Origin of the sequence: Pseudoalteromonas qingdaonensis (assembly GCF_038739665.1) — a bacterium.
Lineage (GTDB): Bacteria > Pseudomonadota > Gammaproteobacteria > Enterobacterales > Alteromonadaceae > Pseudoalteromonas > Pseudoalteromonas qingdaonensis.
This window is the reverse complement of record NZ_JBCGCU010000001.1, coordinates 25,802-45,207: the sequence shown is the minus strand read 5'-3', so window position 1 is coordinate 45,207 and position 19,406 is coordinate 25,802. Positions and strand designations below refer to the sequence as shown.

The 19,406-nt window shown below is 51.4% G+C and carries 15 protein-coding genes; 10 read left to right on the top strand and 5 right to left on the bottom strand.

Annotated elements, in window-relative coordinates:
• Positions 1 to 2: 2 nt before the first annotated feature.
• The 4 genes from nqrE (at position 3) to nqrM (ending at position 3,260) form a co-directional block, all read left to right on the top strand.
• Positions 3 to 611: an NADH:ubiquinone reductase (Na(+)-transporting) subunit E gene (gene nqrE / locus WCN91_RS00195; protein ID WP_342675423.1), complete on the top strand. Its 609-nt coding sequence runs from the start codon at positions 3 to 5 to the stop codon at positions 609 to 611.
• 17 nt (positions 612 to 628) lie between these two features.
• Positions 629 to 1,855, top strand: coding sequence for an NADH:ubiquinone reductase (Na(+)-transporting) subunit F (gene nqrF, locus WCN91_RS00190; RefSeq protein ID WP_342675422.1), 1,227 nt, complete (start codon positions 629 to 631; stop codon positions 1,853 to 1,855).
• Positions 1,856 to 1,944: 89 nt separating this feature from the next.
• Positions 1,945 to 2,970, top strand: coding sequence for an FAD:protein FMN transferase (locus WCN91_RS00185; protein WP_425415986.1), 1,026 nt, complete (start codon positions 1,945 to 1,947; stop codon positions 2,968 to 2,970).
• Positions 2,971 to 3,047: 77 nt separating this feature from the next.
• Positions 3,048 to 3,260 carry a (Na+)-NQR maturation NqrM gene (gene nqrM / locus WCN91_RS00180; RefSeq protein WP_105199703.1) on the top strand — a complete coding sequence of 71 codons (213 nt, stop codon included), beginning with the start codon at positions 3,048 to 3,050 and terminating at the stop codon, positions 3,258 to 3,260.
• 77 nt (positions 3,261 to 3,337) lie between these two features.
• On the opposite strand, the gene WCN91_RS00175 is transcribed toward nqrM, so the two are convergent.
• The 5 genes from WCN91_RS00175 to ettA form a co-directional block, all read right to left on the bottom strand.
• Positions 3,338 to 4,495 carry a glutathionylspermidine synthase family protein gene (locus WCN91_RS00175; protein WP_342675421.1) on the bottom strand — a complete coding sequence of 386 codons (1,158 nt, stop codon included), beginning with the start codon at positions 4,493 to 4,495 and terminating at the stop codon, positions 3,338 to 3,340.
• Complete coding sequence (locus WCN91_RS00170) at positions 4,496 to 5,083, bottom strand: DUF1190 domain-containing protein (protein WP_342675420.1); 588 nt, start codon at positions 5,081 to 5,083, stop codon at positions 4,496 to 4,498. It abuts the gene before it with no gap.
• Between the two features lie 359 nt (positions 5,084 to 5,442).
• Positions 5,443 to 5,862, bottom strand: coding sequence for a DUF350 domain-containing protein (locus WCN91_RS00165; protein ID WP_233999487.1), 420 nt, complete (start codon positions 5,860 to 5,862; stop codon positions 5,443 to 5,445).
• A gap of 10 nt (positions 5,863 to 5,872) precedes the next feature.
• Positions 5,873 to 6,241, bottom strand: coding sequence for a PilZ domain-containing protein (locus WCN91_RS00160; protein WP_342675419.1), 369 nt, complete (start codon positions 6,239 to 6,241; stop codon positions 5,873 to 5,875).
• Positions 6,242 to 6,353: 112 nt separating this feature from the next.
• A complete protein-coding gene (gene ettA, locus WCN91_RS00155; RefSeq protein ID WP_342675418.1) occupies positions 6,354 to 8,027 on the bottom strand; it encodes an energy-dependent translational throttle protein EttA in 1,674 nt (557 codons plus the stop codon).
• A 292-nt stretch (positions 8,028 to 8,319) separates the two neighbouring features.
• Here ettA and WCN91_RS00150 point away from each other — a divergent pair, with 292 nt between their 5' ends.
• The 6 genes from WCN91_RS00150 to WCN91_RS00125 all read left to right on the top strand — a co-directional run bounded on the left by WCN91_RS00150 (position 8,320) and on the right by WCN91_RS00125 (position 19,400).
• Positions 8,320 to 9,267, top strand: a complete 948-nt coding sequence (locus WCN91_RS00150; RefSeq protein WP_342675417.1) for a homoserine O-succinyltransferase — start codon at positions 8,320 to 8,322, stop codon at positions 9,265 to 9,267.
• Entirely contained in the window at positions 9,257 to 10,312 is a 1,056-nt protein-coding gene (locus WCN91_RS00145; protein ID WP_342675416.1) for a homocysteine S-methyltransferase family protein, read from the top strand. Before WCN91_RS00150 ends, WCN91_RS00145 begins: the two co-directional genes overlap by 11 nt.
• 13 nt (positions 10,313 to 10,325) lie before the next feature.
• Complete coding sequence (metH, locus tag WCN91_RS00140; RefSeq protein ID WP_342675415.1) at positions 10,326 to 12,950, top strand: methionine synthase; 2,625 nt, start codon at positions 10,326 to 10,328, stop codon at positions 12,948 to 12,950.
• Positions 12,951 to 13,102: 152 nt separating this feature from the next.
• Positions 13,103 to 14,134, top strand: coding sequence for a GGDEF domain-containing protein (locus WCN91_RS00135; RefSeq protein WP_342675414.1), 1,032 nt, complete (start codon positions 13,103 to 13,105; stop codon positions 14,132 to 14,134).
• Between the two features lie 68 nt (positions 14,135 to 14,202).
• Complete coding sequence (gene hrpB / locus WCN91_RS00130; protein ID WP_342675830.1) at positions 14,203 to 16,617, top strand: ATP-dependent helicase HrpB; 2,415 nt, start codon at positions 14,203 to 14,205, stop codon at positions 16,615 to 16,617.
• An 83-nt stretch (positions 16,618 to 16,700) separates the two neighbouring features.
• Positions 16,701 to 19,400 (top strand): DUF2339 domain-containing protein, encoded by a 2,700-nt coding sequence (locus tag WCN91_RS00125; RefSeq protein ID WP_342675413.1) that lies wholly within the window; start codon positions 16,701 to 16,703, stop codon positions 19,398 to 19,400.
• Positions 19,401 to 19,406: the final 6 nt, after the last annotated feature.

The window sequence follows — 19,406 nt, the reverse complement described above, 5'->3', positions numbered from 1 at the left end:
TTGTGGAACAGTATCTTAACTTATTTGTTAAAGCGGTTTTCATTGAAAACCTTGCGCTTGCCTTCTTCTTGGGTATGTGTACTTTCTTAGCGGTTTCTAAGAAAGTTAAAACCTCTCTAGGCCTAGGTATTGCGGTAATCTTCGTATTAGGTATCTCAGTACCAGTAAACCAAGTGGTTTATCACGCGGTATTGGCACCAGGTGCACTTGAGTGGTTAGGTTTCCCTGAAGCTGACCTTAGCTTCCTACGCTTCCTAACCTTTATCGGCGTTATTGCTGCCCTAGTACAGATTCTAGAGATGGCACTAGACAAGTTTTTCCCGCCGTTATACAACGCGCTGGGCATCTTCCTACCATTGATCACGGTTAACTGTGCGATTTTCGGTGCGGTATCCTTCATGGTAGAGCGTAACTACAACTTTGGTGAGTCTGTAGTATTCGGTCTAGGTTCAGGTGTAGGTTGGGCACTAGCAATCACATTGCTTGCTGGTATCCGTGAGAAGATGAAGTATTCAGACGTTCCAGATGGTCTACGTGGTCTAGGTATTACCTTTATCACTGTAGGTCTAATGGGTCTTGGCTTCATGTCATTCTCTGGTATTTCACTATAAGGTAGCGAGGAGAAATCATGCTTGAGGTATATTTAGGCGTAGGTGTATTCGTCGCTATCGTGGTTATCTTGGTTTTAGTTATTATCGCAGCTAAATCTAAGCTAGTACCCACAGGTGACGTAACCATCGGGATCAATGGCGATCCTGAAAAGGCAATTACAACTTCACCGGGTAGCAAGCTACTTGGTGCACTAGCGGATGCCGGTATTTTCGTATCGTCTGCTTGTGGTGGCGGTGGCTCATGTGGCCAGTGTCGCGTAGATGTGAAATCGGGTGGTGGTGACATTCTACCGACCGAGCTTGACCACATCTCAAAAGGTGAGGCCCGTCATGGCTGTCGTCTAGCGTGTCAGGTTGCCGTTAAAGGCGACATGGAAATTGAACTTGAAGAGTCTATCTTCGGTATCAAGAAGTGGGAATGTTCTGTTATCTCTAACGATAACAAGGCAACCTTCATTAAAGAACTGAAACTAGCTATCCCTGAAGGTGAGGTTGTACCTTTCCGTGCCGGTGGTTACATTCAGATCGAAGCGCCTGCTCACCATGTTAAATACGCTGACTTCGATATTCCTGAAGAATATCGTGCAGACTGGGATCGTTTTGGCTTCTTCAAACTAGAGTCAAAAGTTGACGAAGAAACAATCCGTGCGTACTCAATGGCTAACTACCCAGAAGAGTTCGGCATCATCATGCTTAACGTACGTATTGCGACTCCGCCGCCAAACAACCTAAGCCTGCCTTGCGGTAAGATGTCTTCGTACATCTGGTCACTGAAAGAAGGCGACAAGGTAACTATTTCTGGTCCGTTCGGTGAATTCTTCGCCAAAGACACAGATGCAGAAATGGTATTCGTAGGTGGTGGTGCAGGTATGGCACCTATGCGTTCGCACATTTTCGACCAGCTTAAGCGTCTTAACTCTAAGCGTAAGATGAGCTTCTGGTACGGTGCACGTTCTAAGCGCGAAATGTTCTATGTAGAAGATTTCGATGGCCTAGCTGCTGAAAACGATAACTTCGTATGGCACGTAGCTCTTTCAGATCCTCAACCAGAGGACAACTGGGAAGGTTACACTGGCTTTATCCACAACGTATTGTATGACAACTATCTGAAGGACCACGACGCGCCTGAAGATTGTGAGTTCTACATGTGTGGACCACCTATGATGAACGCGGCCGTTATCAACATGCTTAAAGATTTAGGTGTTGAAGACGAGAACATCCTACTGGATGACTTCGGCGGCTAATTTAGCGATGTATAATCGTTAACATTATATATAAGGGCTTCCTAGCTAAGGTTAGGAAGCCTTTTCTTTTTCTCACGCGAGTATTACAGATGAAACCTATTCTTCGTATTGCGACCTTGATGTTTTTCGCCCTTAGTTTACTGAGTGGTTGTGATAAAGCTGGTGAGCCCGAGCAGCAAGAGTTACTGCTCCATGGTAAAACCATGGGCACCACTTATAACATCAAGCTCTATGCCCCAGGCGAGCATTTGGCGACCCTGAACCTGCATGGTGATATAGAGCAGGCCTTAAAAGCCGTAAACCAGTCCATGTCGACCTATATTCACGACTCGGAAATAAACCAGTTTAACCGCTTAAGCGCGGGTGAGGTGATGGCCATCAGCGCGGACTTTCGCACCGTGACGGCGGAGTCTATCCGTTTGGGTTTCTCTACCAAGACCCTGGATGTGACCATGGGGCCGCTGATTGACCTTTGGGGCTTTGGCCCGGATAAGCGTCCAACGCAGCGACCTACGCAGGCTGAGCTTGATGCCATGATAGCCAATATCGGCGTTGATAAGCTGACCCTAAACGAGCAGGGTTTGGCCAAGTCGGTAGATGGTCTGGAGCTGAGCTTTTCAGCCACAGCTAAAGGCTTTGGTATCGACAAGGTGGCAGATTTACTTGAGCGCCAAGGCATAGCCAACTATATGGTTGAGATTGGCGGTGAGATGCGTATTGCTGGGCACAAACCGGGGAATAAGGCGTGGGTGATTGCCATTGAGCAACCGGATGCACCAAAGGGCGAGCGTAAAATCCATCGCACCATAGAGCCGGGCTCTATGGGTGTGGCTACCTCAGGCGATTACCGTATTTTCTACGAAATGGACGGTGAGGTGTACACCCACCTGATCAACCCGCAAACTGGTATGCCGATTAAGCATGACCTGGTGTCGGTGACCGTGTTGCACCCAAGCGCCATGACTGCCGACGGTCTGGCTACAGCGCTGACGGTAATGGGCACTGAGCGCGCTAAAGCCTATGCCGAGGCCAATAACTTACCCGTGTATTTGATCAGCAAAACACCGGACGGTTTAAAAACCTATTCAAGTCCGGCGTTTAAGCCATATTTGTAGTCAGGTTAAAGCGGGCGTATAATAGCGCCCGTGGCTTGAGACAAGCCGTTGATTGTCATTTTTAAGGGGCACAGACAATGCAGCTATTTCTTCTTACCTTTGGTCTGCTTTTGATTATTATCGCGGCGATGGCGGTAGGTGTTATCGTTCAACGCAAATCAATGGCCAGCAGCTGTGGTGGCCTGGGCTCTGTAGGCATAGAAAAAGCCTGTGACTGCGACGACCCGTGCGATAAGCGTAAAAAGCGCATGGCTAAAGAGCAGGCCTGGAAAGAGAATCAGATTCTGTAACCAGAGTTAGAAAAACCGCTTAAGTAAGCGGTTTTTTTGTGTCCTATGTTTATCTGAAAATGTTTAGCCCGAAATGTTTAGCCCAAAATAATATGAGGCACAAAGCGCGAAGTGTCCTTGGTAATGGGGCCATTATCCTCGCGAATAGTTAAACCACAGCTTTTATGACCTACCACCCAGGAGCCGATCAGGGTATGGTTGCCAGCAAACACGGGCAGGGGCGCTAAGGCCTGAGTAATAAAGCCTTCACCGCCGTAGCTGCCGCCTTGATGAATGCGGCCCTTGCTGGGGTGTACCCAGGTAATATTTTCCCCTTCACGACTAAAGAGTGGTTTGCTGACATACCCTTGTTCAAGCCCGTCACCTTCTTCACCGGCAAAATAGCTGGGCAGTAAATTGGGATGCCCGGGGAACATTTGCCAAAGCAGAGGCAAAATTGCCTTATTCGAGAGCACAGCCTTCCACGGCGGCTCAACAAACAGGGTGTCCGTGCTTAACAGCTGCGGCGCGAACTCATCTAAAAACAGCTCTTCCCAGGGGTAAAGTTTAAATAATTGGGAGATTGGTGTGTCATCAAGGTCGGTAAGCTGGCCCTTGGCATCTATGCCTATGTCCTCAATGGCCATTCTTATGGTCGGCATCCCCCCCTGATAAGCACAGTCTTGCAAATAGGCGACCGTGCCCTTGTCCTCGATTGAGTCGCGGCTGTGCACAAGGTGAATGGCATCCTGGCTGCTGAAGTGGTTAAAACGGTTGATCAGCGCTTCTTGAATGCTGTTGAATTGGTCCGCACGCCTTGGCAGTACGCCTCTGTCTACCTGTTGCTCCAGCCACAGCCATTGGAAAAAACCGGCCTCATAGATGGAGGTAGGGGTGTCGGCATTGTATTCCAGCAGTTTAGCCGGGCCTGTGCCCTGATAACTAAAATCCATGCGGCCATACAAGCTGGGCTCTTTATTATGCCAACTGGTGGCGATAAAGTCCCAAAAGCGCTCGGGCAGGGCAAATTTCTTGAGCCAGTATTCGTCCCGAACCACCTTATCAACCAATTCCAGGCACATCTGCTCCAGCTCGTTGGTCGGGTCTTCCAGGTCGTTTTCAATCTGCTTCAGGGTAAATTGATAATAGGCGCTCTCGTCCCAGTATTTTTCACCATCGATATTGCAGAACTCGAAGCCGAAGTAATCGGCCTGAGTGGCCAAGTCTGACCGCTCAGTGATGGGGTGGCGAAACATCTAACCACCAAAGCTGCTGCGAGATGCGGCGCGACGACCAAAACCACCGCGTGAACTGGTCACGGTTTTAGGCTTGCTTGAGTAGTGGATTTGCGATTTCTTCACCATGGTGGTGCCGCGGTTATTCACCGAGCCGATATAGCCATTGTTGGCATTGCGGAAACTGAAAAAGTCATCGCGGGAGCGATACAGAGGCTTGGCGCCCGAGTAGTAGTTACCGCCCAGATAGGCGTATTTTTTACGTTTTTTCTTTTTCATCAGGTCGAGGCCTTCATCGACCGCCTCGGCCACCGCGGCTATCATAAAGCCGGCCATAATGGGGCGCCAAATACTGCCTTCCTGTTCGCATTGGTCAAAACCAAAGTCGTTTTCGCATAGCCCTTCGTTGACATATTTAGGCGCTTCAACGGCATGGTTGGCCAGAGCTTCCTGGTACTGTGCCTGACACACTTCCTGCTCGACACCAAAGCTCATACAGTCTTCGGCATCATTAAAAAGCAAGGCTGGCTCTTCCGAGTCGCCACAGCCGCTAAGCCCTGCTGTGGCGCCCAGCATCAGGGTCAGTTTTAATTTACTCGTCCTTTTCATAATCACCGCTCCTTAGGGTCTGTTGACCTTTGTTGTTCGTTTCTGCAGCAGTTTGTAGTGTATTTATACAAGGCGGCACATGTGTGGTGTAGTTATTCTACATGAACATGTAACAACACAGTAGAAATGCGCTACAAACGCTGCCCTACGGGTTCATCTAAACGCATCCTGCTCTGTGTTACTCGCTATGAACATAGGCGAGCAAGACCGAAGCAATGCTTCGCAGCTTAGCGAGGTGAGCGCATGGATGCGCGATGTAACCAAGCTTCATGGATGAATTTGACCACATAAATTAGTGATTATATTCATCAGAATGCGTTTAGATTGAACATAAAGTAAACCGCAAAGATAAACAGACCCTAGTAGGTAATACAAGCGGCGTTAAGAATTCCGGTCGCAAGCGATGCAATACCTAAAAAGGCTCCGGCGCTCATATGGCCGTTGGCAATTTTTTCAGACAATTTAGGCATATACAGGCGTACTAAGAAGAAGGTAATAAGCTGCATAACACCGGCAATGACACCCCAGATGGCGAAGTCAATAATGGATACCGAGTTCACCGCGGCACTGGCAACCGGCAGGGTAAAGCCAATAAAGGCACCGCTGAAGGCGGTTGCGGCAGCGGCATTGTTTTCCTTCATCAAAGTCCACTCACAGTGGGGGGTGACTAGGGTGTATAAAAACAAAAATGCCAAAACTAAAAGATAGCCAAGGCCAAAATACATCAAAAAGGGAATAAACCCTTGCATGGATTCCATGATCATAATTGCTGCTCTCACTGAGTCTATTTTATTGTTGTTCCACCGAGGCCAGCTGTACCAGCTCTCGGTGCAATAGCTTATCATCCCCGACATTAAGTTCAATAAGGCGTTTTAAATGCGTGGCGCTATCTAAGTCTATGAGTGTACAGCGTAAACCTATATGCTGCTGTTCGATATGGGCGACTTCGGTGTGCATATGAATGTCGATATCTGTGTCGGCTAGGGTAAAGCTCAATTGCAGTTCTGCCCCTAGGCTAGGGTGAAAGTTCTCTGGGTGGCTGATCAGGGCACCTTTAAGTGAGAGGTCGAGTAACTGGCAGGGGGAGAGGCTTTGATGGTCGGTGACTAGGGCGGGGCGATGAAACAGCACCCGAGTAAAGTGGCGACGTTCGTGCATAAGCATTCCTAAAAAGCAGGGTATTGAGTCAGTGTAGCTGGCGACGGGTAATTTTGTCTATGGGCAGGGCGCACAAAAAAGCCCCATTGCTGGGGCTTTTGCATTTGATTAATTAACCAATTTTCTTATATTTAATACGCTTAGGTTGCGCGGCATCGGCGCCCAGCGTTTTCTTCAACCAGGCTTCGTACTCAGTGTAGTTGCCATCGAAGAAGTTGATCTGACCTTCGTCACGGTAATCCAGGATATGGGTGGCGATACGGTCAAGGAACCAACGGTCGTGCGAGATAACCATAACACAGCCCGGGAATTCTAAAATCGCATTCTCCAGGGCGCGCAGAGTTTCTACGTCCAGGTCGTTGGTAGGCTCATCCAGAAGCAATACGTTGCCGCCGGCCTTAAGCAGTTTGGCAAGGTGTAAACGGTTGCGCTCACCACCTGACAGGTCTTTTACAAACTTCTGCTGGTCATTGCCTTTGAAGTTAAAACGACCCACATAGGCACGGCTTGGGAACTCGAAGTTACCTACTTTTAGCACGTCCTGGCCGTCGGCGATTTCTTGGAATACGGTCTTGGTTTCGTCCATATTGCCACGGAACTGATCCACGGTCGCCAGCTCCACGGTTTCACCAATAGTGATTTCACCGCTATCCGGCTGCTCTTCACCGCTCAGCATTTTGAACAGGGTTGATTTACCGGCACCGTTAGCACCGATAATGCCAACGATAGCACCCTTAGGCACGGTGAAGTCCAGGTTGTCGATCAACTGGCGATCGCCAAAGCTCTTGTTCAGACCTTTAACTTCGATTACCTGATCGCCCAAGCGTGGACCCGGTGGAATAAACAGCTCGTTGGTTTCGTTACGCTTTTGGTAATCGCTTTGCTGTAGCTCGGCAAACTGGGCCATACGCGCCTTAGACTTGGCCTGACGACCTTTAGGGTTTGAACGCACCCACTCAAGCTCTTGAGCGATCGATTTCTGGCGTGCTTTTTCCGCTTTTTGCTCTTGCTGCAAACGGGCATCTTTTTGCTCTAGCCATGACGAGTAGTTGCCTTCCCATGGAATACCTTCACCACGGTCAAGTTCCAAGATCCAACCGGCAACGTTATCAAGGAAGTAACGGTCGTGGGTTACCGCCACTACTGTGCCTTCATAATCGTGCAGGAAGCGCTCCAACCAGGCTACAGATTCTGCATCCAGGTGGTTGGTTGGTTCGTCGAGAATAAGCATGTCTGGCTTTTCAAGTAGTAAACGACAAATCGCCACACGGCGACGCTCACCACCGGAAAGGTGTTCAACTTTTGCATCCCATGCAGGTAGACGAAGGGCATCGGCGGCACGCTCTAGGGCGTTATCCAGGTTATGACCGTCATGCGCCTGGATAATGGCTTCAAGTTCGCCTTGCTCTTTGGCCAGGGCATCAAAGTCCGCATCTTCCATGGCGTATTCGTTGTACACTTCATCAAGGCGAGTCAGGGCGTTTTTAACTTCGCTTACCGCTTCTTCAACCACTTCACGCACGGTTTTGCTTTCATCAAGTACCGGCTCCTGCGGCAGATAACCAATTTTTACGCCCGGCTGAGGGTGAGCCTCACCTTCAAAATCTTTATCAACGCCGGCCATGATACGCAACAGGCTAGATTTACCCGAGCCGTTTAGACCAAGTACACCAATTTTTGCGCCAGGGAAAAAGTGCAGAGAAATGTCTTTTAGGATGGTGCGCTTAGGCGGCACAACCTTAGACACTCGACTCATCGAGAAAATAAACTTATCAGGTAAAACCATGAAAGGAACCTTTGCAATATGACTAAAATTATCAGGGGCTATTGTAGAGTCTCTAGTGTTATAGCGTCAACGAAAGGCCGTGTTTTGAAGGCACTAATTCCTGCTCTTGTAGTTACTTTGCATATTCGCCTAACGCGGTTTTCAAGCTGAGGTCTATGCTCTTACAGGAGAGGCCTGTTATAAGGGTGTTTGTCTTGCGGTCAAATTATTATAGACGTCTAAACATCTAGCGGTTGATATTTCCGGCGCGACGGTCATAATAGCCCTTCTAGTATTTGCATTGGAGTTCACTATGCCTATTACGGTTCAGGATGCGTTGCCGGCGATTTCGCAATTGCGCCAAGAAAATGTCTTTGTGATGCCGAAAAGTCGTGCCAGCACGCAGGAGATCAGGCCCATGCGTTTGGCCATATTGAACCTGATGCCGAATAAGGTGGAAACAGAAGTGCAGTTTATTCGCCTGCTGGCCAATACGCCTTTGCAGGTTAATGTGGACTTACTGCGTCTTGATACCCATAGGTCCAGCGCCAACTCCGAGCAGCATTTGGACATGTTTTATCGCTATTTCAGCGATGTAAAAGACACTAACTATGATGCGGTGATCATCACAGGCGCGCCGCTGGCTCATCTTGAATACGTAGAGGTAGGCTATTGGCAGGAATTACAGGAGTTCTTCGAGTGGGCCGAGCACCATGTCACCTCCACCTTGTTTAGCTGTTGGGCGGCTCACGCCGGTTTGTACCATCACTACGGCCTAAAACGTGAACTCCAGGCCAACAAACTATGCGGTGTATTTGAGCACCAGTGTTATTTCGACCACGGCGCGCTCACCCGCGGTTTTGACGACCGTTTCTTGGTGCCACACTCGCGCTATGGTCATATAGATATCAATAAAATTGCTGCGCACGATGAATTGGTAGTGCTTGCCGGCTCAGAGGAAGTGGGTGCCTACTTACTTAAAAACCAAAGCGGCTCGCAGGTGTACCTGACCGGGCACCCGGAATACGACGCCGATACTTTGCAAAAAGAGTATCAACGCGATGTCGATAAGGGTCTGGATGTGGCTAAACCAAAAAACTATTTTCCCGAGGATAACCCAGCCTTAAAACCGTCGAAAACCTGGCAAAGCCATGCCTTCTTGTTATTTTCCAATTGGCTAAACTACTACGTGTATCAAACCACGCCCTATGATATTAATCTGGTGAGCCAGGATGTAAGGACAGATAATTATGCCGAATAAACGTCAAGCCCTCGAAGCGGCGCTAAAGCAGCGTATTTTAATTCTCGATGGCGCCATGGGCACCATGATCCAAAAACATAAGTTTGAGGAAAACGACTATCGCGGCGAGCGCTTTAAAGACTGGCATGTATTGGTGAAGGGCAACAACGACCTGTTAAGCCTGACGCAACCCGAGGTGATCGCGCAAATCCATCGCGAATACCTTGAGGCCGGTGCGGATATTATTGAAACCAACACCTTTAACGCCACCACTATTTCCATGGAAGACTACGAGATGGCAAGCCTTAGCCGTGAGATTAATCTCGAGTCGGCGCGCTTGGCGCGCAAGGTGGCCGATGAATTCAGTGCCCGGGAGCCAAATAAACCGCGCTATGTGGCCGGTGTGCTTGGGCCCACATCCAAGACCTGCTCTATCTCGCCGGATGTAAACGACCCGGGTTATCGTAATATCACCTTCGATAAACTGGTTGAGGCCTATATCGAGTCGACCCTGGCCTTGATGGAAGGCGGCGCCGACCTGATCTTGATCGAAACCATTTTTGATACCCTTAATGCCAAGGCCGCTGCCTTTGCGGTGGAAGAAGCCTTTGAGCAAGCCGGCACCAGTTTGCCTGTGATGATCTCCGGCACCATTACCGATGCCTCGGGCCGCACCCTGTCGGGGCAAACCACAGAGGCTTTCTATAACTCCATTCGCCATATTAAGCCGCTTTCTATCGGCCTTAACTGCGCCTTAGGCCCGGATCTGCTGCGCCAGTACGTGGAAGAGCTATCCACTGTCTGCGAAACCTTTACCTCGGTGCACCCCAATGCCGGTTTGCCCAACGAGTTCGGCGAGTACGACCTGGAAGCCGAAGAAATGGCTCAGGAGATCATCGACTGGGGCGAGCAGGGCTTTATCAATATTGTCGGCGGTTGCTGTGGTACCACGCCGGAGCATATTAAAGCCTTTAGCGACGGCTTAAAGAACACCGCACCACGAGCGCTCCCCGAGCTGCCGGTGCGCATGCGCCTCAGTGGCCTTGAAGCCTGTAACTTGAATTAAGGGGCTATCAACTATGACCAATACAGCCATTTTTACCAATGTCGGTGAGCGTACCAATGTCACCGGCTCGGCGCGTTTTAAGCGCCTGATCATGGAAGAAGACTATGAAACCGCCCTGGATGTGGCCCGCGAACAAGTAGAAAGCGGCGCCCAGGTGATCGATATCAACATGGACGAAGCCATGTTGGACTCCAAGGCGGCGATGGTGAAGTTTCTGAACCTTATCGCCTCGGAGCCGGATATCTCCAAGGTGCCGATCATGGTCGACTCCTCCAAGTGGGAGGTGATTGAAGCAGGTCTTAAGTGTATTCAGGGTAAGGCGATTGTGAACTCCATTTCCCTTAAAGAAGGGGAAGAGCCGTTCCGTCACCAGGCAAAAATCCTTAAACGCTTTGGCGCCGCCGTGGTGGTCATGGCCTTTGATGAAACCGGCCAGGCGGAAACCGCCGATCGTAAGTTTGCAATCTGTGAGCGCTCCTACCGCATTTTGGTAGACGAGCTCGGCTTCCCGCCGGAAGACATTATTTTCGACCCCAATATTTTCGCCGTGGCCACGGGCATCGAAGAGCACGATAATTACGCCGTTGAATTTATAGAGGGCACCCGCCGCATTAAAGAAAACTTGCCGTACTGTAAGGTGTCCGGCGGGGTGTCGAATGTGTCTTTCTCGTTCCGTGGTAATAACCCGGTGCGCGAAGCCATTCACTCGGTGTTCCTGTATCACGCCATTCAAGCGGGTATGGACATGGGCATAGTCAACGCCGGCCAGCTGGCGGTGTATGACGATATTCCCGAAGAGCTACGCAATGCGGTTGAGGATGTCATTCTCAATAAAGACCCGGGCGCGGGCGAGCGCCTGGTTGAGCTGGCACCTAAATACTCGGGTATGGCTCAAGCCGAAAAGGTGGAAGACCTCCAGTGGCGCTCATGGCCGGTGGAAAAACGCCTGGAGCACGCCTTGGTGAAGGGCATCACAGACTATATTGAAGAAGACACCGAGGCCTGTCGCCAGCAGTTTGCCAAGCCCATAGAGGTGATCGAAGGGCCGCTGATGGATGGCATGAATGTGGTCGGCGACCTTTTTGGTGCCGGTAAAATGTTCCTGCCTCAGGTGGTGAAGTCGGCGCGGGTTATGAAGCGCGCCGTGGCCTATCTCGACCCCTATATTGAAGCCGAAAAGGAAGAAGGGCAGACCAACGGTAAAATCATTATGGCCACGGTAAAGGGCGATGTGCACGACATAGGCAAAAACATCGTCGGCGTGGTACTGCAATGTAATAACTATGAGGTGATAGACCTGGGCGTGATGGTGCCGGCGGAGAAAATTCTGCAAACCGCCATCGATGAAAACGCCGATATTATCGGTTTATCCGGCCTTATTACCCCATCCCTTGATGAGATGGTGCATGTGGCCAAGGAAATGACCCGTCGCGGCTTTGAGATACCACTGCTGATTGGCGGCGCTACCACCTCCAAGGCGCACACCGCGGTGAAAATTGAGCCCCAATACGACAAGGGCGTGATCTATGTAAATAACGCCAGCCGCGCCGTGGGCGTGGCCTCCAGCCTGTTGAGTAAAACCGCCAAAACGGAGTTCTTGGCGAAAACCAAGGCTGAGTATGAAAAAGTGCGTGAGCAACAGGCGCGTAAAAAGCCGCGCTCCAAGCCCATAGGTTTACAGCAGGCACGGGCCAACCATGCCAAGCTGGATTGGCAAAACTATGTGCCACCGGTTCCCAGTAAGCTGGGCGTGCAGGAGTTCCACGATGTGGCCATAGACACCTTGCGCCATTATATCGACTGGACGCCGTTTTTTATGACCTGGTCGCTGGCGGGCAAGTATCCGCGCATTCTTAATGATGAAGTGGTGGGCGAGCAGGCCCAGTCGCTGTTTGCCGATGCCAATGCCATGCTCGATAAGTTTGCCCGTGAGCGCAGCATTCAGCCCAAGGGGGTGATAGGTTTGTTCCCGGCCAACCGGGTCGGCGACGACATTGAAATTTACGCCGATGAAACCCGCTCTCAGGTGCTGTTGCGTTCCTGTCAGTTACGTCAGCAAACCGAGAAAAAGGGCTTTGCCAACTACTGCTTAGCCGATTATGTAGCGCCTAAGGGCACGCCGGATTACTTTGGCGCCTTTGCAGTCACCGGTGGCCTAGAAGAAGACGCCTTGGCCGATGCCTTTGATGCCCAAGGTGATGACTACAACAAGATCATGGTCAAGGCCGTGGCCGACCGTCTCGCCGAGGCTTTTGCCGAGTATCTGCATGAGCAGGTGCGCAAGGTACATTGGGGCTATGCCGCGGATGAAGCGCTCAGCAATGATGAGCTAATTCGCGAAAATTATCAGGGTATTCGCCCGGCGCCTGGTTATCCGGCCTGCCCGGAGCATACGGAGAAGTCCAAGATCTGGGACTTGCTGAACGTGGAAGAGCGCATCGGTATGAAGCTGACTTCGTCCTACGCCATGTGGCCGGGGGCGGCTGTATCTGGCTGGTATTTCAGCCACCCGGATTCCAAGTACTTCGCCGTTGCTGGCATTCAGCGCGATCAGGTTGAAGATTACGCCGAGCGCCAGGGCATGACGCTGGATGAAGCGCACAGATGGCTCGGGCCTAATCTGGGCTACGACTACTAGGATGATTCATAGCGAATAAACAAAGGCGACTGGGGTCGCCTTTTTTATGCCTTCATTGTCCCTAGGACAAATATTGATGGCCCTATTATTGGGCATTAATATTTTTATGCTACAGTGAGTTATCGAACAACAAGGATAAGTAGTGCGGATCAGTGAAAGATACCTTTAATGCCACCGATGCCGATAAGGCCCTTTTCTTACGTGTATTTGCCGCGATTGGCGCCTGTACTTCCTTGATAATGGCCATTAACAGTTATCTCGATGGCTACCTTTTGCTTAGCCTACTGTTGGCCAGCGCCGTGCTGGTGTTTGCCTTGCCCTTTGTAATAACAAAGCATGATGCCTTTCTCGCCGTGCTGATGTTGTATTCCCTGTACGCGCTGATGTCGTATCTGGTGGTATCCGGAGGCAGCCATGGTACCGGGCCTTTGTGGTTATTTATTGTCTCGCCGGTGACCTTCTTCATTCGTGGTTTAAAGCAAGGGGCGGTGGACCTTATTTTACTGGCCTTGGTGGTTTTGCTGTTGTTTATCTTTACGCCCAACCTAGGCTTGTATCAATACGATAATTACCATTTTCCTGCTCGTGTGATGCTGTGCTTTGCCATTCTCTGTGTGCTGGCTGGCTTTTACGAGTATTACCGCAATAAATACAGCCGGGCGTTAATGCAGCAATTGCAGATTAATGAGCAACTGGCGCGCACCGATGCCATGACTGGGCTCAGCAACCGCCGTTATGCCCTGGAATGTCTGACTCAGCCTGGTTTCGGCGCCGGTGCCGTGTATATGTTGCTTGATGCCGATAATTTTAAGCAGTTCAACGATGGTTATGGTCATCAGGTCGGCGATCAGGTGCTGCGCTTTATCGCCGCGACTCTAAAGGACCATGCCGGGCCCGATGATATTGTCGCTCGTTGGGGCGGTGAAGAGTTTTTGCTGGTGGTGCATAATACCGCGGCTCGCAGTGCCAAGCGGGTTGCTACGCAGATAATGCAACATCTGCAGGATAACGCTCTGCACACAGATGGCCATAGTTTGCATATGACCCTGAGCATAGGTGCTCACCAACGTCAGTTCGGTGAGAGCATAGATCATTGCCTCAATATTGCCGATAAGCGTTTGTATCTGGCCAAAAGCAGTGGTAAAAACCGGGTCGTATTCGACGACGATGTGGCCATGGATTAGCCCTAGCTACTGATCCTGAGCGGACAATGGCATACAATAGCCACCATGAATCGCTTCGTGTGAACGCCGTGCTACCAATACAACAAAGCTACCCTCAGCTAATAGAGCAACTCAGTAACCACCCCTTGTGTTTATTACAAGCGCCTCCCGGTGCCGGTAAATCAACCTGGCTGCCGCTGCAATTGCTGCGCGATGGTCACTTTCAGCGCATTATTATGCTTGAGCCTAGGCGCTTAGCGGCGCGTAATATCGCCCAGTTTTTGGCATCGCAAAAAAACGAGCGGTTGGGGCAAAGCGTGGGGTTGCGTTTACGTCAGGAAACCAAGGTCAGTGCCGAGACACGCTTGGAAATTGTCACCGAAGGGGTGCTAACGCGCATGTTGCAAAGCGACCCGGAACTGAGCGATGTTGATCTAGTGATCTTCGATGAATTCCATGAGCGCTCCTTGGCCGCCGACACGGCGCTGGCCTTTGCCTTGGAAAGCCAGTTGCTGCGCGATGATTTAAAAATTCTGATCATGTCGGCAACTTTGGACGGCGAGCGTTATCAACAGTTTATCGATTGTCCCATGGTGACTGCCGAAGGCCGCAGTTATCCCATAGAGGAAGTGTATGAACCCTTGGCGCAGAGCGAGCGCTGGTTAGAGGCCATGGCGCCCTTGGTCAAGCGGGCCCTTAGCGAGCAAGAAGGCAGTGTGCTGGTATTTTTGCCCGGTCAGCGCGAGATCAACCGCGTCGGTGAGCAACTGACGGATTTAGCGGCTAATATCGAGGTGCACAAGCTTTATGGTGAGCTGGATAAGCAAGCGCAGCAAGAGGCCATAGCCCCAGCACCCAAGGGTAAGCGCAAGGTAGTATTAACCACCAATGTGGCGGAAACCAGTTTAACCATAGACGGCATTCGCGTGGTGGTGGACAGCGGCAAACGTCGCGCCGCCGAGTTTAATTTAAAAACCGGGGTTACTGAGCTTAAAACCGTGAATATCTCCCGTTCTTCCGCCACCCAAAGGGCGGGACGAGCGGGGCGTTTGCAACCCGGCGTGGTCTATCGTCTTGGTGCCAAGGAGCAGCTTGAACGCCGCGCCAGTCACGATGCCCCCGAGATGCTCACCAGTGATATCAGCCCCTTGTTGCTTGAGGCCAAACTGTGGGGCGCAAGCCTTGATGAGTTGCAACTGCTGGACCCGCCAACCCAGGCGCAGCAACAGCAGGCCCAGGTGTTATTGCAGATGCTGGAAGTGTTGGAAGGCGATAAGCTATCGCCCCAGGCCAAGGCCATGCACGCCATGGGCACTGAATTGCGCTTTGCCCATCTTTTATATAAGGCTGAGAAGTTTGAACGCCAGTGGCCAGGTTTTTTACAGCTGGCGGTCCATTTTGTTGCTCTGATGGAAGCGCGTATTAGTACAGCTTCCGAGCTCAGCACTGCGCTCAATGCGCAATTGCATCGCCCCCATCCGGCATTTCGCCGGCAACTGAGGTATTGGCAGCAAAGACTCAAATTGGCGCAGTGCCAATCTTTACCCATGTCCTTATTGCCTTTAGTAGTGGCGCTGGCCTATCCGGATCGTCTGGCTAAACGTCGTGGGCAGGGCATGTTAATGAGTAACGGCGCCGGGGTGCAGGCATCCGCTGAGCACTGGCTTGATGAAGACTATCTAGCTATTGCCGAGGTGGGCGGCCAAGGCGGCCAACGTATCTTCTCTGCCACTGCTTTTTGCCCCCAGCAATTACAGGAGCACTTGCCGCATTTATTTAGCGAGCAAGAGGTGTGCGAGTTTAACGACAAAACAGCGCAGTTCACCAATGAAACCCGCTTTAAACTGGGCGCCATTACCTTGCGCAGCCAACCTTCCTCCCAAGCCATTAGCTCGCAAATGAAATGTCAGGCCTGGCTCGGGCTGTTGCAAAAGCAGGGCTGGGCCTTGTTTAAGCACCCACAATCGCAGCAGTTGCGAACTCGCTTAGTGCTGGCAGGGCAGTTGTTGGGCGCGCCTTTTACCTACAGCGACGAGCAGAGCTTGTTGGCGGCGGCGCCGCAGTGGTTGGCGCCGTATTTGAGTGAGGTGCAGTCATTGGCTCAACTGCAGCAACTCGATTACCGTCCGGCCTTGCTAAGTTTGCTGGATTACTCGGCGCAACAGCAACTGGACCAGCAGTTACCGAGCAAGCTGGTGGTGCCTTCGGGGTCGACACATAGCATCCAGTATCAGCTTGATGGCCCGGCTAAACTGAGTGTGCGTATGCAGGAAGTGTATGGCCTTACCGAGAGCCCCAAATTGGCGCAGGGCAAGCTGCCGATATTAATGGAGTTACTGTCGCCGGCACAGCGCCCGCTGCAATTAACCCAGGATTTGGCGCAGTTCTGGCAGGGCAGTTATCGCGAGGTGCAAAAGGAAATGAAGGGGCGATATCCGAAACATTTTTGGCCAGATGACCCAGCCAATGCCCAGGCAACCACTCGGGTAAAGAGCCGAATGTAGCTAAAATAAGGCCTGCCGCGGCTAACTTTCCTTTTTCGTTTTTGTGAGTATAGTTAAACGAGTCAATAACTTAAGGTTAGGCCATGGATATAGTGTTCGCTTTTATAGGCTTGCTGATGCTGGTTGTAGTGATCGGCAGTGTGTGCGGGTTAGTCGCACTGACACAAGTAAGTGAGCTTAAGCGTCAACTGGCGCATTTACAACGGCAATTAAAGGCTGCCCCGGGTGCTATGAGCACAGCCGCTAAGGAAACAGCACCTCAGACATCTCCCGAGTCCGCTGTTAGCGCGAGTGCGGCTGCAAGTGCGGCTAGTATTATCTCTCAGCCTCCAAAAGAGCCCTCAGTCACAGCGGCGACTGAACCTTCTGCCACATCTGCGACTATAGCGTCGCCGCCGCGGGAAGCGACCTATCAGGATGCGATTGATATTAATTTACCGCTCAAAGACCCAGCAACGCCTGGCCTGTGGCAGCGTTTTACTGCCCAATTTAAAGAGCACTGGATGGTGTGGATAGGCGCTTTGGCGTTGGCCTTTGGGGGCATTTTCTTTGTTTCTTATTCTCTTGAGGCGGGGCTCTTGTCGGTCACCGCACGTTTGGTGTTAGGTGCAGCCTTCGGCCTGCTGCTATTGGTCGGCGCCGAGTATGTCCACCGTAAATTCTATCGCGACAGCGAGGCACAATACGCCATGATAGCCTATGTGCCAGCGGCGCTGGCGTCCGGTGGCTATATCAGTTTATTTGCGCTGACCGCCTTGGCGCTGGTGAGTTATAAACTGCTGTCTCCGGGCAGCGCCTTTGTGATGTTGACCTTGGTATCTGTGGCGGCCAGTTGGACGGCGCTGCGTTATGGCCCACTGCTGGCCATTATCGGCATGTTGGGCGCTTATAGCGTGCCGCTTTGGGTCTCAACCGGCTCTTCAAATTACCTGGAACTGGTGATCTTCTTAAGTGTGTTGACCCTGAATTTAACCTTTGTGGTGCGCAAGGTCAGGCGCATGTGGTTGTGGTACAGCATCTGGGCGCTGCACCTGCTATGGCTATTGCTTATCGCTGTGGATATTCCGCGCTCCCATGCCATGGCCATGGTCTTTTTTGTGCCCATCAGTGTGCTGCTCTTGATTATGATCCCCCGTCTGGGCTTCTCATTCTCGCAACTTGAGCACAGGGTCTGGTCGTTTAAGTCCCTGGTGCTGCAAAAGCCGGACCACGCCTTGTTGCTGGTGATCTTTGTCGCCACAGTGCTCTTCTCAAACGGGCAAAACATGGGGGTGTTAAGTGTGCAGTTTTGGCTGCTGAGCGCCTTGTTTGCGGTCGCCGCCTTACTTAACACCCGCTGGCAGCTGTGGCCGATACTTAGTGCTGTGTTGCTGGCGCTGCTATTGGATCAGCCTTATCCGATGCACGCTGATTTAAACCATGATGGCCTTTTGATGTTCCACGGCGCCTTGGGGCAGGCGCAAATTGCCATGGTGGCGTTTTTAGCTTACGGCTCTGTGTTTGCCAGTCGTTCACCCCGGCATATGGGCTTTAGCTTTGTTGCAGGTGGCGCCGTGCTGGTGCCCTTGGTGCTGGCTTATCTGGTCTTGCCGCAAGCCTGGTTGGATGATGTTAAATGGTTCTGGGTGCTGGAGCTCTTGCTGGCGGGCGCCTTCTTGGTCTTTCTTGCCAATCGTACCCGCCACAAAATGCAGCAGATGATTTACTGGTGTGCCATCAATGCTCACCTAGCCTTTGCAGCAACCTTGGTGCTCGGTACCCATGCCCTGACCTTAGCACTGGCGCTACAGGTGGTGTTGATGAGTTATCTGAGTAAGCGCTTTGTGCAGCCTATTCCTGCTTGGTTGCTTAAGGCTCTGATCAGCGTGGTGGCGGGGCGCCTTACCCTCTTGTGGGTAGACTCACCTTATAGCAGTGGAATGAGTGAGCCTTCTTTATGGTTATACCCAAGCGTTGCGGCCCTATTTATCCTGGGTTATCGCTTCTTTGCCAGTGAAAGCTTAAGGCCTTGGTTACTGGGCGTGATTTTACACCTGTTGGCGCTGTGGGTAAGTGCACTGACCAGCTATGCCCTGGTGGGTCATACCATTCATTTGGAAAACTTGTCGCTGCTTGAAAAACTGGTGCTGAGCATTAACTGGGGATTACTCGGTTGCGTTTATCTGTATCGTGCCAAAGCGGCGCAAACCATGGCGCAGTACTATACCATAGGTGCCTATCTCCTGCTCGGTGTTGCGGCCTTGTTGCAAAGTCAGTTGTGGCTGGATCATAACCCCTGGCTTGAGCGCGTGCCCATGGGCGAATCGCTGCTGAGCAGTTATGCCTGGTTATACTATTTTGCGCCGGCCGCTATTGGTGCCTGGCTTGGTTATCAGCTGCGCCAGTCTCAGGCGAGCTTAAGCCGTGTGCTCTTTGGCGCCAGCGGCTTTTATCTCTTTGTCGGTATTAATGCCCTGGTGCGGCAATATTGGCAGGGGCCTTTAATCTCGCTCTCCGTTGGCGTCGAAGATGCGGAGCTCTACAGCTATTCGGTGATCTGGCTACTGCTAGGTGCGGCCTTAGTCGCCGTGAGCTTAACCCTTAACAAGCTGATCATTCAGCGTGTCGGTGTGGCCTTATTGGCCTTGGTCATAGCCAAGGTGTTCCTGGTCGATATGGCCAATTTAACCGGGTTATTGCGGGCGCTGTCCTTTATTGGTCTTGGCCTGGCTCTGGTTGGTTTAGGGGCGCTGTTTAAATGGTTGCAGCGCCAGCATATGCCGAGTGAACAGACGTCTGGATAGACAAAA

Bases quoted from the DNA above. Each gene is read 5' to 3' on its own strand.
- WCN91_RS00160 (WP_342675419.1), bottom strand. From the start codon at position 6,241: ATGCACGAACGTCGCCACTTTACTCGGGTGCTGTTTCATCGCCCCGCC.
- nqrF (WP_342675422.1), top strand. From the start codon at position 629: ATGCTTGAGGTATATTTAGGCGTAGGTGTATTCGTCGCTATCGTGGTT.
- WCN91_RS00175 (WP_342675421.1), bottom strand. From the start codon at position 4,495: ATGTTTCGCCACCCCATCACTGAGCGGTCAGACTTGGCCACTCAGGCC.
- ettA (WP_342675418.1), bottom strand. From the start codon at position 8,027: ATGGTTTTACCTGATAAGTTTATTTTCTCGATGAGTCGAGTGTCTAAG.
- WCN91_RS00150 (WP_342675417.1), top strand. From the start codon at position 8,320: ATGCCTATTACGGTTCAGGATGCGTTGCCGGCGATTTCGCAATTGCGC.
- WCN91_RS00185 (WP_425415986.1), top strand. From the start codon at position 1,945: ATGAAACCTATTCTTCGTATTGCGACCTTGATGTTTTTCGCCCTTAGT.
- WCN91_RS00145 (WP_342675416.1), top strand. From the start codon at position 9,257: ATGCCGAATAAACGTCAAGCCCTCGAAGCGGCGCTAAAGCAGCGTATT.
- WCN91_RS00125 (WP_342675413.1), top strand. From the start codon at position 16,701: ATGGATATAGTGTTCGCTTTTATAGGCTTGCTGATGCTGGTTGTAGTG.
- nqrM (WP_105199703.1), top strand. From the start codon at position 3,048: ATGCAGCTATTTCTTCTTACCTTTGGTCTGCTTTTGATTATTATCGCG.
- WCN91_RS00170 (WP_342675420.1), bottom strand. From the start codon at position 5,083: ATGAAAAGGACGAGTAAATTAAAACTGACCCTGATGCTGGGCGCCACA.
- metH (WP_342675415.1), top strand. From the start codon at position 10,326: ATGACCAATACAGCCATTTTTACCAATGTCGGTGAGCGTACCAATGTC.